The sequence below is a fragment of the Pseudoclavibacter sp. Marseille-Q434 genome, from assembly GCF_050315415.1.
Lineage (GTDB): Bacteria > Actinomycetota > Actinomycetes > Actinomycetales > Microbacteriaceae > Pseudoclavibacter.
The window spans coordinates 1,254,469-1,270,523 of the sequence record NZ_JBNPQH010000001.1; the positions used below are offsets into that span (position 1 = coordinate 1,254,469).

Here is a 16,055-nt window from a genome sequence, read left to right on the forward strand (position 1 = left end):
CGTCACCTCGCCTCCGGTGTGATGGACTCTCCCGCATGGGATTCACGAGTTTCGCGGCCGTCGGAGACAGCTTCACCGAGGGTGTCGGCGACGAGCTGCCGGATGGACGCGTCCGTGGGTGGGCCGACCTGGTCGCGCAGGGCCTCGCCGTCTCGTCGGCGGAACCGGTCAGCTACGCCAACCTCGCGATCCGCGGTCGTCTGCTCGACGCGATCCTCGAAGAGCAGCTTCCCGCCGCCATCGCGCTCAAGCCACAGCTCCTGAGCCTCAACGGCGGCGGCAACGACATCCTGCGGCCGCGCGTCTCCATCGACGCCGTCGCCCAGCGCCTCGTCGACGGCGCCAAGCAGGCCCTCGACGCGGGCATCCACGTGATCCTCCTCTCGGGCGCCAACCCCTCCGACCACCTGCCCATGGGCAAGCGCATCAGCGCCCGCGGCGACGCCCTCGCGGCCGCCGTCCACGCGAAGATCCCCGCCCAGCCGGGCCTCACCTTCGTCGACAACTGGGCAGACCCCGAGCTCACGCACCTCGACTACTGGTCGCGGGACCGCCTCCACATGGGCGTCAGCGGGCATCAACGAGTGGCGGCCAACGTGCTCGCCGCCCTCGACGTTCCCGCGCCGGACTTCGGCCCCCGCGCCCCGAGCATCCAGCGCCCCCGCAACTCCGCGTACTGGCGCGAATACGTCCTCCCATGGATCGGCCGGCGCCTCACCGGGAAATCGTCGGGCGACACCCGGACGGCCAAGTACCCGACGCTCGAACGCGTCATCACCGAGTAGGCAGCCGACACCACGACCCCGAAGGCCGCAGCGCCGGTCAGGGAGACCCGGGCTTGGCCAGTTACCTGTAGAACCCTTCGCGGAGACGAATACCGTGCTCGAGCCACACCTTCATGGCCGCGAGCATGCCCGTCCACCCCATCGAGTTGCCAAACGCAGCCTTCGCACCGGCATCGCTCAGGCGCCAGGCCGCCTCGCTGATGCGCACCCTCGTGCGGGATCCGTCGTCAACAGGATCGAACTCGAACGTCGTCGTCGTGAAGCCTTGCCTCGCGCTGTCCTCATCGGCCTCCCACCGGACGACGATGCGGCTCGGTGCAACCGCCTCGATGACGTCGACGGGGAACGCCCCAGGGAAGTCCGCGAAGTCCCACTGCACCTCCGCTCCGGCCTCCAACCGCCCCTTCGCACCTCCCGTCGTGAAGTACTCGGAGAGGACGGAGGGGTCGGCGACCGCCTCGTAGACCTCACGCACCGGCTTCGAGATGAAGCCCGAAACCGTGAAACCAAGCTCCGTCAACTCACCGCTCTCGCTCGCGCCGCCATCCTCGCCGACGCTGCTCTTCGTGTCATCGCTCATAAGAAAACCCTCTCACTCAGGCTTTGTGCCGTATAGTCGTGGAGTCGACGCATGATCACCCCGCTTCTCGCGGACATTCCAGATCTTGCCAGTCGCCATCCGCGCCACCGGATCCGTGGCCACCAGGACCCAAGTCCGAGACGCCGTTCCACTCAACAGCAGACGCTGCTCGCGAAGACGCTCTCCACGAGAGCACACGGCTGACCAGCACGCGCCCACCCGGGCGCACACATGCTTGAAATACCGCGCCCCGCCAACGCAGGCGGGCTGCGCCGCAACGAAACGAAGAATCGCATCACACTCGCACTACCATTCACTCTGCCCGCACCTCGAGTCTCCTGGCGACAAGCCGACGACGATGTGTACGCGGCAACCATCAGCGACGAGTTCGCTGGCTTCATCACGATCGCAGACACCGGTCTGCACACGCTGCAGGGCCCTCAAGGCCAGAGCATCGGCGACTTCGGGACGCTCGACGAGGCCCAGGAGGCACTGGCCGCAGCCCTGTTCCCGCTCGAGCACGACCAGTCCGACGTCGCGGCGGCGCGGCCCCGTCGCCGCCGCGCGGGTCGACGCAGCGCCGTTGGCACGCGCACTGCCGGATAGCTAGGCGAACTGCTGGGTAGAGCTTCCGGCGCAACGGCCCCTTGAACGGGAGCCGCCGCCGTGGAGTCAACGCCGTCGCCGACAGCAAGTAGCCGCAGCCCATTTCCAGGCTGCGGCTACAGCTGTACCAGGGGCTAGAACTCGGCGTCAGGTTGAGACCGAGACGGCCGCTCAGCTCTCCCCCGGGTCGTCGCCGTCGGCCACTGCGACCGTCGTCGGCGCAACGGCCGGGCCCGCCACCTCCGGACGCGCCTGTCCCGGCAGCACCGGGTCAGGCCGCCAGCCGTGCGCGCGAAAGTGCGTGCTCTCACCAGAACCGCCCTCGTCTCTCCAGCGCTCCTCGCCCTCGGGAACTCCCTCTTCGATGCTGTCTTCACCCATGATCGTCGCCGCCTCACTGCGCTCGGATCCCGCGGGCGACTGACTGTCGCCCGACTCATCCCAGAGAAGCACTCGAGGCTCCGAACCGGATGCACGCGAGTCGAGCAGTCGCTCCGCATCCGCACCAGCGCTCGCACGCCCACCCGCATCCAGCACCAGGCACCAGCAGCAGCACCAGCACCAGGCACCAGCACCAGCGCTATCACCCGCACCGGCACCGGCTCCGGCCGAAGCTAGTCCGCGAGCGGCTCGATCGCAGTGATCTTCGCCGACCACGGGCAGTACACGTCGCTCGTGACGGTTCCGTCCTCGACGTACTCGGGAAGACCGTCGCAGACCTCCGTCGTGAAGTCTGCGAACTCGAGCGTTGCCGGGTCGATGTGCCACGTCCACGGTTCGTTGACGGACGCGTCGCCGCGGACGACGGTACCCAGAGGGATCGACGACACGTCCTCGCCGTCGAGGAGCTTCTGCGCGTGCTCGACGAGCTCCGGGGTTGCGAGCTCGACCTTGAAGCTCTGATCGACGACCTGGAACGTGGCGACCGCCCGCGTGAGGGGCGCGTCCGCTTGCGGCGAGCATCCGCTCAAGGCGGCAACCGCCCCGGCACTCAGTAGCACCGCGAGGCCAGTGGATGCGGCGCGACGGGTCTTGGACATCAGGAGCCTCCGTTGTCGGGGACGTGCTGTTCGAGCCAGCGTTCCAGCTAGGGAAGCGCTTCATAGGCGATCGTGCCGTGGCTCGCGCCTGGCACGGTCACGGCATGGACGTCGACCCCGATGGATTCCTCGTGGGCGACGAACGCCGAGGTATCGGCGGGCAGCACCAGCTCGTCCGCGCTCCCCTGCGCGACGAAGAGCGGCGCCTCGAACGCCTTCGCCCCGGCCGAGTTCTCTGCAAGGAGCGTCGCCCAAGGCTCGACCGTGGTCGGGTCGTGCAGCGTGAAGTCACCGACGAGCGGCTGCCCGATGTCGTGCAGTTCGGTGAGGCTCGTGAGCAGGCACAGCGAGTTCATCTGCGCGACCTTCGCGATGGCAGGTGGAGTGAGGATGCCCGCGAGCTCCGCCCCCGGCACGTCCGCGTAGACCTCGGCGAAAGCCGGGAACGCGTACGAGCCGATCGTCACGCCCGAGATGTCGTCGAGGTGAGAGCCCATGAGTTTCGTCAGGTCCGCGGCGGGTGCCGCCGCCGCAACCGCCACGACCTTGAGCTCGGGCGCGTAGCTCGGCGCTTCCTGGGCCGCGAACAGCACAGCCTGGCCGCCCTGCGAGTGCCCCCAGAGCACAACCTCGGTCCCGGCCTCTGCTGCTTCGATCTGCTGCGCCGCGCGCACCGCGTCCAGCACGCTTCTGGCCGCCGTCTCTCCCACGAGGTACGAATCCCGCTCGGCCTGCTTGCCGTCGGCGGTCACAACGCCCATCCCGAGATAGTCGGTCGCGACGACCGCATAGCCGCGGTCGAGCATGAGCCGCATCCCCTCGATTCCGAGGAACGGATCGAACGCGCGTGAGGGAGCGCACGACGGGTCGGTGCCGGTCGTGGGGTGCCCCCAGGCGAGCACCGTGCGGCCCCCGGCGGGCGCCTCCCCATCCGGGACGACGACAACGCCCGTGACCAGCACCGGCGAGCCGTTGAGATCGGTCGACGAGTACATGATGCGCCACGCCTGCGAGCCGAGGGGTGTGCCGAGGAGCTGCTCGCTCCGCACGAGGGTGCCAGGCTCGCTCGGCGCGTCCCCGCCCGGCAGCTCGTAGAACGCGGCAAGCTCACCCTGCTCGATCGTGTCACCGCTCACACGCAGCACCTCGGCGCCCACGATGATCGCGACGAGAGCGAGCGCCCCGGTCAGGACGAACGCGGCAGCACGCTTCAGAGCTCGCTTCCGGGTCCGAGCCCCACTCAGCTGGGGCGGGCGCGGACCGGTCGCTCGACGCGGGGATACCTCTGGCGGGTTCGCTGGCATCTCGGCCACTGGCGGTCCTCTTCTGAACTGCTCCGGCCTCAACTGCTTCCTGAGGCGAGCTTCGACGCAGCCTGCGGGGATTCGAGGCTACGAGATCAGTGTCGGCCCGCCCAGGCAGGCGGTCAAGCAGCACGTGCTGACGCGGGCGCCGGTTGCTCGCGCGGAGCCTCTCCCCCTCGCGAACCGCGTCGGAGTTCACCGCCGGGCATGACGCCGGCGATCACCAGCGCGGCGAGCCCGGCAAGCGTCACCGCGGCGCCGGCCCAGAGCGGCGAAGCGTAGCCGAGCCCGGCAGCGATGGTCAGCCCGCCGATCCACGCGCCGAACGCGTTCCCGACGTTGAAGGCGGCGATGTTCGCGCCGGAGGCGAGCGTCGGGGCGTCACCAGCGAAGTTCATGATGCGCATCTGCAGTCCGGGGACCGTCGCGAACCCGAAGCCGCCCATGAGGACGAGCAGCACCAGCGTCGCGACCTGGCTCGACGCGAGCAGCGCAAACGCGACGAGGATCACGATGAGTCCGACCAGCAGGACCAGCAGGGTGCGCCCAAGGTTCCGGTCGGCGGCCCTGCCGCCGACGATGTTGCCGACGAAGAGACCGACGCCGAAGAGCACCAGGAGCCAGGGCACGGTGGACGCGGCGAACCCGGACACCCCGGTCAGCGTGAAGGCGATGTAGCTGAACGCCCCGAACATGCCGCCGTAGCCGAGCACCGTGATGGCCGCCGAGGCCCAGACCTGCCCGGAGCGGAAGATGCGGAACTCGGCGAGGACGCTGCCGCCGCCGCTGCGCCCGGCGGACGCGGGGATCAGCACCGCCATGCCGACGAGAGCGACGACGCCGATCGACGCGATCACCCAGAACGTCGAACGCCACCCAGTGGCCTGCCCGATGAACGTCCCGATCGGCACGCCGAGCACGTTGGCGACCGTGAGACCCGCGAACATCAGCGAGATGGCCGCCGCCTTCCGGTTCGCGGGAACCAGGTTCGCGGCGACGACCGCGCCGATCCCGAAGAAGGCGCCGTGGCTGAGGGCCGCGACGATGCGCCCGAGCATCATCACCTCGTAGCTGGGTGCCAGCGCCGAGAGCACGTTGCCCGCGATGAAGATGATCATGAGCCCCACCAGCGCCTTCTTGCGGTCCAAGCGGGTGAGAGCGACCGTGAGTCCGATCGCGCCGACTGCCACCGCCAAGGCGTAGCCGGAGATCAGGGCGCCGGCGACAGCCTCCGAGACGGCGAAGTCGGCAGCGACCTCGGGGAGCAGCCCCATGATGACGAACTCGGTCAGACCGATTCCGAACCCGCCGAGTGCGAGCGCGAAGAGCGCGATTGGCATGTTTCCTCCAGCGATATACGGCGCGTGCAGTAGTTGCACACGCAACGAAGATGATCGTTGCACACGCGCTATATCCGCGCAAGTGGAGTAGTATTGGCAGCCACGCACCTGAGGAGGGCACATGGGAATCGCCGACGACGCCGTGGAGATCCGCGCCAGAGGCTGGCGCACGCTCGCGGCCCTCCACGGACTCATCGAGATGGAGCTCGAGCGCTCCCTGCAACGCGAGCACAAGCTCTCGGTCGTCGAGTTCACCGTCCTCGACGCCCTGAGCCGCCAGGACGGATGGCACATGCGGATGCGTCAGCTCGCCCGAGCCGCCGCACTCTCGAGCAGCGCGACCACTCGCCTCGTGACCCGCTTGGAAGACCGGAAGCTGCTGACGCGCATCCTGTGCGACGACGACCGACGTGGCATCTACACGGAACTGACGCCGCTCGGCCGCGACCTCCTCGAGCGTGCACGTCCCACGCACGATTCAGTGCTCGAGCAGTCCTTGTCCGAGGCGGCGAAGGTGCCTGAGCTCGCACCACTCGTCGGAGCCCTCCACGTCGACACCCTCGTGTAGCCACTCCCGCCGAAGGGACCAACGGCCGGGGCTCGACACCAGGCCTCGGACCACGGGCCCGGAACCGAGGCTGCGACCGGGCGCTGAACAGGGGCGCCGTCGCCGCGCAGCGCCGGAGTGCGCGACCATAGAACAATGACCGCAACCCTCGTCGCCAAGGACCTCGCCGGTGGCCACGACCACCGAACGCTCTTCTCCGCCCTCGACCTCGTCGTCGCCCCGGGCGACGTGGTCGGAGTCGTGGGTGCGAACGGTGCCGGCAAGTCGACGCTGCTGCGCCTCCTCGCCGGCATCGACGAGCCCCAGGAGGGCAGCGTCTCGCTCGCACCCGCCGACGCCTTCATCGGCTGGCTGCCGCAGGAGCACGAGCGCGTCGCCGGCGAGAGCGTCGCGCAGTACGTGGGCCGCCGAACCGGCACCACCGAGGCGACCAGAGAGATGGATGCGGCCGCCGAAGCCCTTGCCGAGGAGGCGAAGCCCGGCGCCCCCGACCCCGGCGAGATCTACGCGCTCGCCCTCGATCGCTGGCTCGCGAGCGGCGCTGCCGACCTCGAGGAGCGCCTCCCCGCGGTCCTCGCCGAGCTCGGCCTCGAACTGAGCGCCGACGCCCTCATGACGTCCCTCTCCGGCGGGCAGGCGGCCCGAGTCGGCCTGGCAGCGCTCCTCCTCTCACGCTTCGACATCGTGCTCCTCGACGAGCCGACCAACGACCTCGACCTCGACGGTCTCGATCGCCTCGAGGCGTTCATCCAGGGCCTTCGCGGCGGAGTGGTCCTCGTCAGCCACGACCGCGAATTCCTCGCCCGCAGCGTCACGCGTGTGCTCGAGCTCGACCTCGCCCAGCACAGCAACCGCGTCTACGGCGGCGGCTACGAAGCCTTCCTGGAGGAGCGCGCCACCGCGAAGCGGCACGCGCGCGAAGAGTACGAGGAGTTCGCCGAGAAGAAGGCAGACCTCGTGGGGCGCGCGCGCACGCAGCGTGAGTGGTCGAGCCAGGGGGTGCGCAATGCGATGCGAAAGGCGCCAGACAACGACAAGATCCGTCGCAAGGCGTCCACCGAGTCCAGCGAGAAGCAGGCCCAGAAGGTGCGCCAGATGGAGAGCCGCATCGCCCGCCTCGACGAGGTCGAGGAGCCGCGCAAGGAATGGCAGCTGCAGTTCACGATCGGCTCGGCTCCGCGTTCGAGCAGCGTCGTCTCCACCCTGTCGCGCGCGGAACTCCGCCTGGGCGAGTTCACGTTCGGCCCCGTGTCCGTGCAGGTCGACGCCGGCGACCGCATCGGCATCACTGGCCCGAACGGCGCTGGCAAGTCGACCCTCCTGCGCCTCCTCCTCGGGCGCATCCAACCGGATTCGGGCACCTCGAGCCTGGGTTCGAGCGTCGCCATCGGCGAGATCGACCAGGCCAGGGCGGCCCTCGCGGGCCCCACGCCGCTCGCCGAGCAGTTCGAAGCGCAGGTGCCAGACTGGCCAACCGCCGAGGTGCGCACCCTCCTCGCGAAGTTCGGGCTGAAAGCCGACCACGTCGGTCGAAGCGCCGACGAGCTCTCCCCCGGCGAGCGAACCCGGGCGGGCCTCGCCCTTCTCCAGGCCCGCGGCGTGAACCTGCTGGTGCTCGACGAACCCACCAACCACCTCGACCTCGTCGCCATCGAGCAGCTCGAGCAGGCGCTCGAAAGCTACGACGGCACCCTCCTGCTCGTCACGCACGACCGGCGGATGCTCGAGACCGTGCAGCTGAACAGGGCCTGGCACGTCGAAGGCGGGCAGCTCACCGAGCGCTGACACCGCGCAGGGACTTCCCGTGACGCACCGATTAGGGTGACTCGCATGGCCACCGTCATCCTCGTCCGCCACGGACGCACCACGGCGAACGCGAGCGGACTCCTCGCGGGACGCACCCCGGGAGTCCTCCTCGACGAGACCGGGCGGGCGCAAGCCGCCGCGACCGGGGCGAGGCTCGCGTCGGTGCCCCTCGCCCGCCTCGTCACGAGTCCTCTCGAGCGATGCGTCGAGACCGCGGCCGCGATCCGCGCGCAGCAGCCCACCGACCCCTTCGACGCCCCTCACGTCGACCCCTCGCTCGACGTCATCGACGAAGACCTCACCGAGTGCGGCTACGGGGCCTGGCAGAATCGGAGCCTCGCCGACCTCGCCAAGGAGGACCTCTGGGCGACCGTCCAGACGCAGCCGTCCGCCGTCTCGTTCCCCGACGGAGAATCGATGGCCGCCATGCAGTCGAGGGCGGTCGCCGCGGTGCGTCGGCACGACGCCGACGTCGAGCGCGAGTTCGGGCCCGGCGCCGTCTGGGTCGCCGTGAGCCACGGCGACATCATCAAGGCCGTGCTCGCCGACGCGCTCGGGATGCACCTCGACCTGTTCCAACGGCTCGCCGTCGGACCCGCATCGACCTCGATCATCAGCTACGGCAAGGCACGCCCGAGCGTCCCCATCATCAACTCCGATGCCGGAGACCTGTCCTGGCTCGCCCCGTCGCACGCTGCCGCGGCAGGTGGCCCCCAGACGGGAGACGCGACCGTCGGCGGCGGCGCGGGCAGAGCCTCCTGAGCATAGGCTTGAGACCATGACGACCCTCGTGCACGAATTCGACTGGCCGGACCGATTTGTCGTCGGCACGCTCGGCAAGCCCGGCGAGCGAACCTTCTACCTGCAGGCACGCGACGGCTCCCGCGTCGTGAGCGTCATCCTCGAGAAGGAGCAGTCCGCTCTGCTCGCCGAGAAGGTCGACGAGATCCTCGACCAGCTCATGCTCGAAGACGGCAACCGCTACAGCGTTCCGAGTTCGACCCCCATCGAGCTCATCGATGAGGAGCCGCTCGACACGCCCGTCGACGGCCGCTTCAGAGTCGGCACGATCGGCCTCGGCTGGGAGCCGGCAACCGCGCAGGTCATCCTCGAGGTGATCCCCGTCGTCGAGGTCGAACTCGAGGTCGACGCGGACGTGGACACCGAGGCTCTCGAGGCTGAGCTGGCCCGCATGGCCGGCCTCGACGAGCTCGTCGAGGCGGCCGAACCCGAGGAGCTGCTCCGCGTGCGCATCCCCGTGGGCTCGGCCCGTGCCTTCGCGAAGCGGACCCTCGAAATCGTCGGCGCCGGCCGATCGCTGTGCCCCCGCTGCGGCCTCCCGATGGACCCGGAAGGCCACGACTGTCCGGCAGACGACGGCCTGTGACCGAACCCGAGCCGAACGAGGAAACCGCGGACACGGCTCAAGTGCCCGAGTCCGAGGGGCCGACGGCGTCCGCGTCGATCGCCTCCGACCCGGGTGACACCGACCCGGGCGACACCGACCCGGGCGACATCGCTCTGGGTGACGCCGCTCCGAGCGGTCCGGTGCTCGAGCTCACCGCCCGGCTCATGAGCGCGTCGAACGCGACCTTCGTCGGCACCTACACCGTTCCAGGTGCCGACCCCGTCGACGTCGTGTACAAGCCATCCCGCGGCGAGAAGCCGCTCTGGGACTTCCCGAACAACGACCTCGCCAATCGCGAGGTCGCCGCGTACCTCGTCTCGGAGGCCCTTGGCTGGAACATCGTGCCGCGAACCTGGCTCGGTGACGGCCAGTTCGGGCCCGGGATGCTCCAGCTGTGGCAGGACATCGACGAAGCGCAAGACCCCGTCGATCTCGTCGCCGCGACCGAGGTGCCGGGAGACGGTTGGCGGACCGTCCTCAGCGGCGAAGACGAGACCGGTCGCGAGGTCGTCCTCGTCCACGAGGACTCCCCCATCATGCGGCGCATGGCGATCTTCGACGCCATCGTCAACAACGCTGACCGCAAGGGCGGCCACGTGCTCGCCATGCCGGACGGGCACCGCTACGGCGTCGACCACGGCCTCTCATTCCACGTCGAGCCGAAGCTGCGGACCGTCCTGTGGGGGTGGGTCGGCGAGCCGATCAGCGACGATGAGGCGACGAGCATCCGAAAGCTCCACGAGGCGCTTGCCGACACGCGTGGCGGCGGTCTCGGAGCCAGGCTCGCCGAGCTCCTCTCGGTCGCCGAGCTCGGGCAGCTCGCCGCCCGCGTTGAACGCCTCACGGCCGAACGCGAGTTCCCGGCCCCGGAGGGCGACATGCCCGCGGCGCCCTGGCCGCTCTTCTGAGACACGACCCTCGGTTGCCGGGCTGCACGGCGCGCCGCCCAGTGACGAGGCACGGGGCCCCGGTGACGCGCGTTGTCGAGGAGACTCCAACCCTGGGTGCCTAGCCTTGCTGCAGGCCGACGAGCTGACCCCACCGTGGCCAGCCGCGACCTGAGTCGCGGTGACGCAGCGTCGATGAAGACCGCGTCCACGAACACGCAGAGGAGTCAGCCATGACCAGCCCGGAAGCCGTCGCACAGCCGGTGTTCGCCCTCAGCCGCACCGTCGCCGCTCCTCGCGAGCGCGTCTGGCGCGCGTGGACGGACGCCGACGACCTCAGCCACTGGCACCACCCCGTGAGCGTCTCGACGCCTCGCGAGACCATCAACCTCGATGTCCGAGAAGGCGGCGCCTACGCCTACACGATGGTGAACGACGACACCGGCGACGAGTATCCGACGGCGGGCACCTACCTGCTGGTTGCCGAACCGGAACGCCTCGTCTTCACGTGGGGCTCGCCCGACGACGATCCGGCGGCATCCCCTGTCGTCAGCGTCGACCTCACGACGGGCGACCATGAGACCGACACCGAGGTCGCGCTGCACGTCCGGGGAATTCCCGGCCAGCCCGGTGACGACAACGTCTACGACGGCTGGATGCAGGCGCTCGACAACCTCGCCGCATACCTCGCCCGATAACCACACCAGTGTCAACGTGCTGAGGTGAGCATGGACAGGTGATCGTGTCGCATGTCAGCGTCCACCTGCTGTAATCTATCGAAAATCGATAGAAAAGCATCGCTAGACAGCAGGAGGTCACACCGTGGGCACCGTCACCATCTTCGTACTCAAGACCGTCATCGCGGTCTCGCTCCTCGGGTCGCTCGCAGTCCAGCTCCTGCTCCTGCCGCTCGCCTGGGCGGACCTCGCGGGTGTTCCCACGCCGGCCCGGGTCGCTCTCGTCGCGCTCGCCGCGATCTTCGTGCTCACCCTGCAGGTCAGCGCTGTCAGCATCTGGCGTCTGCTGACGATGATCCGCCGAGGCTCGGTCTTCTCCGCAGGAGCCTTCCGCTACGTCGACACGATCATCGGCGCGATCGCCGTCGCCTCACTCACCATCCTCACGCTGGCCATCCTGCTCGCTCCGGGACCCGCGGCTCCCGGCCTGATCGGCCTTCTCTGCGGTGCCGCGCTCGTCACGGCCGGCGGCGCCCTCCTCATGGTGGTGATGCGGATGCTGCTGCGCCTCGCCACCAGGCGCGAGGCCGAGGCCGAGGCGCTCCGCGGCGAGCTCGGCGAGGTCATCTGATGCCGATCGCCATCGATATCGACGTCATGCTCGCGCGCAGGAAGATGTCCGTGGGCGAGCTCGCGGAGCGGGTCGGCATCACCCCGGCCAACCTCGCCGTCTTGAAGAACGGCCGAGCCAAGGCAGTGCGCTTCACGACGCTCGAGGCGCTCTGCGTCGCCCTTGAGTGCCAGCCGGGCGAGCTCCTCCGCTGGGAACCCGCCGCGGCCGAGTGACTCCTCTGGACGTGGCTCAGCCGCGAGGCTTCAGCACGACCTTGATGCACCCTTCGGCCTTCTTCTGGAACACCTCGTACATCCGTGGCGCGTCTTCGAGCGGCATGCGATGCGTCACGAGATCCTCCGTGCCGAGCGGGTCGCTGCGGTCTTCCACGAGCGGCAGCAGCTCAGGGATCCAGCGCTGCACATTGCACTGGCCCATGCGCAGGGTCAGCTGCTTGTCGAACATCTTCATCATCGGCATCGGGTCGGCCGTGCCCGCGTATACACCGCTCAGCGAGACCGTGCCGCCCCGGCGCACCGCGTCGACGGCGAGCATGATCGCCGGCAACCGGTCGACACCGGCGGTCTTGATGACCTTCTTCGCGATCGCGTCCGGCAGCAGGCCAGCACCCTTCTGCGCGAGCTCCGCGAAGCCGGAGCCGTCTCCGGAACCGTGCGCCTCCAGGCCGACCGCATCCACGACGGAATCGGGGCCACGCCCGTCGGTGGCGGCACGCAGCGCATCAGCCGTCTCGTCGTCGTAGTCGAAGACCTCGACCCCGTAGCGCTCCGCGAGCGCTCGCCGCTCGGGCACCGGGTCGACCCCGAGCACCCGGTAGCCCAGGTGCTTCCCGATACGCGCCGCGAACTGGCCGACCGGTCCGAGGCCGACGACGGCGAGCGTCCCGCCGTCGGGAACGGCGGCGTACTTCACGCCCTGCCAGGCCGTCGGAAGGATATCGCTGAGGAAGAGGTAGCGTTCGTCGGACAGCTCGTGCCCGACCTTGATGGCGTTGTTGTCAGCCAGGCGAACCCGCAGGTACTCGGCCTGCCCGCCGGGCACCGAGCCGTAGAGCTCCGTGTATCCGTAGAGGTCGGCACCGGTGCCCTGCTCGGTGTTCTGCGTCACTTCGCACTGCGTGGACAGCCCTGAATGGCAGGCGGCGCAGTCGCCGCAGGCGATCACGAAGGGCACGACGACTCGGTCGCCCACGCTGAGCTTCGTCACGCCAGAGCCGACCTCCTCGACGATGCCCATCGTCTCGTGGCCGAGGATGTCGCCCTTCTCGAGAAACGGCCCGAACACGCTGTACAGGTGGAGGTCAGAGCCGCAGATGGCCGCGGACGTCACGCGGATGACGGCGTCACCCGCCTCTTCGATCGTCGGCTTGGGGACCGTCTCGACGGACACTTCGCCGGTCGACTGCCAGGTGAGCGCGCGCATGGGGATTCCTCTCGTCGGGGTGGCGCCATCTTCGAGCGGGCACCAGACATTCGGGGGTACGCCTCGAGGCTACGAAGGAAGGCGGCCCGGATGCGCGGGGTTGACTTCACAGGCGCGCCCACGGCTCGCCGATGGGGCCTCGACGCGGTAGCGTCAGGGCTGTGAGTCGACCGGGAGCCCATTGGCGCATCGTGCACGCGGAACGCGCGGCGCTCATCGCCGACCTCCGCAACCTCGACGACGCCGACTGGGTCACCCCATCGCTCTGCGCGGGGTGGACGGTGCACGACGTGCTCGCGCACCTCGTCAACGACGCGACGACGACTCGCCTCGGCTTCGTCGCGCAGCTCACGGCCGCACGCTTCGACTTCGACGCCTTCAACCAGCGAGGAGTCGAGGCGGAGCGTCGAGCGCATCCCCTCGACACGCTCGCCCGATTCGGTGAAGTCGCGGACCGCACGTCGAGCGCTCCGACGCCGGCCGCGACGCGCTACGTCGAAGCCATCGTGCACGGTGAGGACATTCGCCGCCCCCTCGGCATCGCGCACGACTATCCGCAGGACGCCGTCCTCGCCGCGATCGCTCATCAGCGCAAGACCCCCGTCTCGATGGGCGGCGGACGCGAACTCGCCGCCGGCCGCAGACTCGTCGCAACCGACGCGGTCACAGCGAATGGAAAGCCCCTCGCGCTCGGCGAGGGCCCCTCCGTCCGGGGAACCGCCATCGACCTGCTCCTCTGGCTGAGCGGTCGCGACATCGAACCGGAGGCGATCTCATGAACGAACGCGCAGCATCCGCCGCAGACACGCAGAACGACGCCGCGGGCAGCGAGCTGGCGAGCGCGCTCGTGATCGGCGAGGCGCTTGTCGACCTGCTGCCCGGTGACGAGCATTCCCCAGAGGGGCGGGCCCTCCCGGGAGGCTCCCCCATGAACGTCGCCGTCGGCCTGGCCCGGCTCGGCCACCGCTCTCAGCTCGCCGCGCGGCTCGCCGACGACGAGCTCGGCGGGCTGGTGATCACCCACCTCGCGGAGTCCGGCGTCGAACTCGTCGATGGCGCGCTCGACGGCGAGCGCACCTCGACCGCGAGCGCCACCCTCGATGAGCACGGCAGCGCGAGCTACGAGTTCGATCTCGACTTCTCGCTGCCCACGCCAGATCTCACGCGCGTCGACGTGCTGCACACGGGGTCCATCGGCGCGGTCGTCGACCCCGGAAGCGCAGTCGTCCGAGCCGTGTTCGAGGAGGCAAGGGACCGCGGCGGCATCCTCACGAGCTACGACCCCAACGTGCGCGCGGCCATCATGGGCGAGCGCGCGGCGGTCGTCGAACGCGTCGAGGCCCTGGTCGCCCTCAGCCACGTCGTGAAGCTCAGCGACGAGGACGCCGCCTGGCTGTACCCGCAGCTGAGCCCCTCAGATGTGCTCCTTCGCCTCACCGAGCTCGGCGCCCGCCTCGCCCTCATGACGCGCGGCGGCGACGGCGCCCTTGCACGCACGGCCGAGCGCGAGTTCACCGTGCCGGCCCCGGCCGTCCGAGTCGTCGACACGGTCGGCGCGGGCGACGCCTTCATGTCGGGCCTCCTCCACGCCGTCTCCACCCCGAACATCCGCAGGGTGATCCTCGGTGGCGCTCACGGCAGCACCTTCGACGACTCCTGGGTGGATGCTGCCCTCGCGACAGCCGCGCAGAGCGCCGCCGTCACGGTGGCCCGAGCTGGCGCGAACCCGCCGTGGCCGGACGAGCTCGACCGCGCGTGACGACGAGCCCCGCGTGACGACGAGCGGCGCGTGCCGACGCTCGAGGCGTGGCGGGACCGATTCCGTCCCCGCCAGCACCGCGCTTGTCGTCACGACAGGACAAGGACGGCCCCGGCCCTAGACTCGACAGGTGCTCGAGCTGATCCCCCAACTCCCCACCTTCGGATGGGTCCTGCTCGCAGTGGCCGCCTTCGCCGTCGGAATCTCGAAGACGGCACTGCCAGGCGTCACGACGCTGTCGGTCGCGACCTTCGCGGCCGTGCTCCCCGCCAAGCAGTCGACCGGGGCCCTGCTCGTGCTGCTCATCGTCGGCGACATGTTCGCGCTGTGGACGTATCGCCGCCACGCGGACTGGTCGACGCTCGTCAAGCTCATCCCGGCAGTCGCGGTCGGCCTGCTCGCGGGCGCCGCCTTCCTTGCCTTCGCCGACGACGACTGGGTGCGCCGCGTCATCGGCATCATCCTGCTCATCCTCGTCGCCATCACCGTGTGGCGCCGCTACCGCACCCCGGAGACGCCTGGCGACCGCGCCGCCAAGATCGCGCGTGTCGGCTACGGATCGCTGGGCGGGTTCACGACGATGGTCGCCAACGCCGGCGGTCCCGTCATGGCGATGTACTTCCTCGCCGCCAAGTTCCCCGTCAAGGCCTTCCTCGGAACTGCCGCCTGGTTCTTCACGATCGTCAACATCGCGAAGCTGCCGTTCTCGATCGGGCTGGGCCTCATCACGCCGAGCACCCTCGTGCTGGACTTGCTGCTCGTTCCGCTCCTCATCGGCGGCGCATTCCTCGGGCGCTGGCTCGCCCCGCGGCTGAGCCAGCAGCTCTTCGACCGCATCGTCCTGGTGCTCACGATCGCCGGTGCCGTCTACCTGCTCGTGTGAGGGCACCCGGCACCGCGTGAGGGCGCCGCGGCTCTCGAGACGCCGCCTACTTCGCGCGGCGGAAGAGCGACTTCAGCCGCGACACGTGGCGGTCGGTGAAGTCGTTCGAGAGCTTCATCGTCTCGGCGGTGAGATTGCCACCGGACATGATGGAGCGCAGTGTGGCCTCGGCCCGCTCCTGCTGCGTCAGCTCGAGCGGCTCCGCCGCGGTAGGGGCGGCTGAGTCCACAGCCGAGTCCTCTGGCCGGTCCTCGACATTGCCCTCAGCGTCGTGCCCGGGAGCGCGCTCACGTCCAACCCCGTGCTCTCGCTCGCTCGGGACCTGCGCTGCATCAGCCATGTCGGCCAGGCTACAC

Annotated in this window: 20 protein-coding genes; 13 read left to right on the forward strand and 7 right to left on the reverse strand. The window is 69.6% G+C overall.

The features are described 5' to 3' along the window. The first annotated feature begins 35 nt into the window (after positions 1-35). Entirely contained in the window at positions 36-785 is a 750-nt protein-coding gene (locus ACQFZP_RS06030) for an SGNH/GDSL hydrolase family protein (RefSeq protein WP_104311709.1), read from the forward strand. A gap of 61 nt (positions 786-846) precedes the next feature. On the opposite strand, the gene ACQFZP_RS06035 is transcribed toward ACQFZP_RS06030, so the two are convergent. Then, a complete protein-coding gene (locus ACQFZP_RS06035; protein WP_211890615.1) occupies positions 847-1,365 on the reverse strand; it encodes an SRPBCC domain-containing protein in 519 nt (172 codons plus the stop codon). Positions 1,366-1,725: 360 nt separating this feature from the next. On the opposite strand from ACQFZP_RS06035, the gene ACQFZP_RS06040 reads away from it, so the two are divergent. Then, entirely contained in the window at positions 1,726-1,971 is a 246-nt protein-coding gene (locus ACQFZP_RS06040) for a hypothetical protein (RefSeq protein WP_179556911.1), read from the forward strand. 171 nt (positions 1,972-2,142) lie between these two features. Here the strand turns inward: ACQFZP_RS06040 and ACQFZP_RS06045 are convergent, their stop codons facing one another. From ACQFZP_RS06045 to ACQFZP_RS06060, 4 genes are all read right to left on the reverse strand, one after another. After that, a complete protein-coding gene (locus ACQFZP_RS06045; RefSeq protein ID WP_211890616.1) occupies positions 2,143-2,424 on the reverse strand; it encodes a hypothetical protein in 282 nt (93 codons plus the stop codon). Between the two features lie 161 nt (positions 2,425-2,585). Then, positions 2,586-3,011, reverse strand: a complete 426-nt coding sequence (locus ACQFZP_RS06050; protein WP_104311705.1) for a hypothetical protein — start codon at positions 3,009-3,011, stop codon at positions 2,586-2,588. Positions 3,012-3,058: 47 nt separating this feature from the next. Continuing rightward, complete coding sequence (locus ACQFZP_RS06055) at positions 3,059-4,315, reverse strand: alpha/beta fold hydrolase (RefSeq protein ID WP_249312225.1); 1,257 nt, start codon at positions 4,313-4,315, stop codon at positions 3,059-3,061. 122 nt (positions 4,316-4,437) lie between these two features. Continuing rightward, positions 4,438-5,655 carry an MFS transporter gene (locus ACQFZP_RS06060; protein WP_211890617.1) on the reverse strand — a complete coding sequence of 406 codons (1,218 nt, stop codon included), beginning with the start codon at positions 5,653-5,655 and terminating at the stop codon, positions 4,438-4,440. 121 nt (positions 5,656-5,776) lie between these two features. On the opposite strand from ACQFZP_RS06060, the gene ACQFZP_RS06065 reads away from it, so the two are divergent. From ACQFZP_RS06065 to ACQFZP_RS06100, 8 genes are all read left to right on the forward strand, one after another. Next, positions 5,777-6,223, forward strand: a complete 447-nt coding sequence (locus tag ACQFZP_RS06065; protein WP_211890618.1) for a MarR family winged helix-turn-helix transcriptional regulator — start codon at positions 5,777-5,779, stop codon at positions 6,221-6,223. Between the two features lie 135 nt (positions 6,224-6,358). After that, positions 6,359-8,008: an ABC-F family ATP-binding cassette domain-containing protein gene (locus ACQFZP_RS06070; protein WP_211890619.1), complete on the forward strand. Its 1,650-nt coding sequence runs from the start codon at positions 6,359-6,361 to the stop codon at positions 8,006-8,008. Between the two features lie 45 nt (positions 8,009-8,053). After that, the gene (locus ACQFZP_RS06075) at positions 8,054-8,791 is read left to right on the forward strand and encodes an MSMEG_4193 family putative phosphomutase (RefSeq protein ID WP_211890620.1); all 738 of its coding nucleotides are present in this window, start codon (positions 8,054-8,056) and stop codon (positions 8,789-8,791) included. A 16-nt stretch (positions 8,792-8,807) separates the two neighbouring features. Beyond that, entirely contained in the window at positions 8,808-9,416 is a 609-nt protein-coding gene (locus ACQFZP_RS06080) for a DUF3090 domain-containing protein (RefSeq protein WP_104311700.1), read from the forward strand. Between the two features lie 185 nt (positions 9,417-9,601). Continuing rightward, the gene (locus ACQFZP_RS06085; protein ID WP_211890783.1) at positions 9,602-10,345 is read left to right on the forward strand and encodes an SCO1664 family protein; all 744 of its coding nucleotides are present in this window, start codon (positions 9,602-9,604) and stop codon (positions 10,343-10,345) included. Between the two features lie 212 nt (positions 10,346-10,557). Then, complete coding sequence (locus ACQFZP_RS06090) at positions 10,558-11,022, forward strand: SRPBCC family protein (protein WP_211890621.1); 465 nt, start codon at positions 10,558-10,560, stop codon at positions 11,020-11,022. A gap of 124 nt (positions 11,023-11,146) precedes the next feature. Next, positions 11,147-11,632 carry a DUF2975 domain-containing protein gene (locus ACQFZP_RS06095; protein WP_211890622.1) on the forward strand — a complete coding sequence of 162 codons (486 nt, stop codon included), beginning with the start codon at positions 11,147-11,149 and terminating at the stop codon, positions 11,630-11,632. Further along, the gene (locus ACQFZP_RS06100; protein ID WP_104311697.1) at positions 11,632-11,847 is read left to right on the forward strand and encodes a helix-turn-helix domain-containing protein; all 216 of its coding nucleotides are present in this window, start codon (positions 11,632-11,634) and stop codon (positions 11,845-11,847) included. Before ACQFZP_RS06095 ends, ACQFZP_RS06100 begins: the two co-directional genes overlap by 1 nt. Before the next feature lie 16 nt (positions 11,848-11,863). Here ACQFZP_RS06100 and ACQFZP_RS06105 read toward each other — a convergent pair whose 3' ends face one another. Next, positions 11,864-13,057, reverse strand: coding sequence for a zinc-dependent alcohol dehydrogenase (locus ACQFZP_RS06105; protein WP_211890623.1), 1,194 nt, complete (start codon positions 13,055-13,057; stop codon positions 11,864-11,866). Positions 13,058-13,218: 161 nt separating this feature from the next. On the opposite strand from ACQFZP_RS06105, the gene ACQFZP_RS06110 reads away from it, so the two are divergent. The 3 genes from ACQFZP_RS06110 to ACQFZP_RS06120 all read left to right on the forward strand — a co-directional run bounded on the left by ACQFZP_RS06110 (position 13,219) and on the right by ACQFZP_RS06120 (position 15,699). Beyond that, positions 13,219-13,836, forward strand: coding sequence for a maleylpyruvate isomerase family mycothiol-dependent enzyme (locus ACQFZP_RS06110; RefSeq protein ID WP_307852760.1), 618 nt, complete (start codon positions 13,219-13,221; stop codon positions 13,834-13,836). Next, positions 13,833-14,816 carry a carbohydrate kinase family protein gene (locus ACQFZP_RS06115; protein ID WP_211890625.1) on the forward strand — a complete coding sequence of 328 codons (984 nt, stop codon included), beginning with the start codon at positions 13,833-13,835 and terminating at the stop codon, positions 14,814-14,816. The genes ACQFZP_RS06110 and ACQFZP_RS06115 overlap by 4 nt, the downstream gene beginning before the upstream one ends. A 130-nt stretch (positions 14,817-14,946) precedes the next feature. Further along, the gene (locus tag ACQFZP_RS06120) at positions 14,947-15,699 is read left to right on the forward strand and encodes a sulfite exporter TauE/SafE family protein (RefSeq protein WP_104311693.1); all 753 of its coding nucleotides are present in this window, start codon (positions 14,947-14,949) and stop codon (positions 15,697-15,699) included. A 46-nt stretch (positions 15,700-15,745) separates the two neighbouring features. Here the strand turns inward: ACQFZP_RS06120 and ACQFZP_RS06125 are convergent, their stop codons facing one another. Beyond that, the gene (locus tag ACQFZP_RS06125; RefSeq protein ID WP_211890626.1) at positions 15,746-16,039 is read right to left on the reverse strand and encodes a hypothetical protein; all 294 of its coding nucleotides are present in this window, start codon (positions 16,037-16,039) and stop codon (positions 15,746-15,748) included. Between the last annotated feature and the right edge of the window lie 16 nt (positions 16,040-16,055).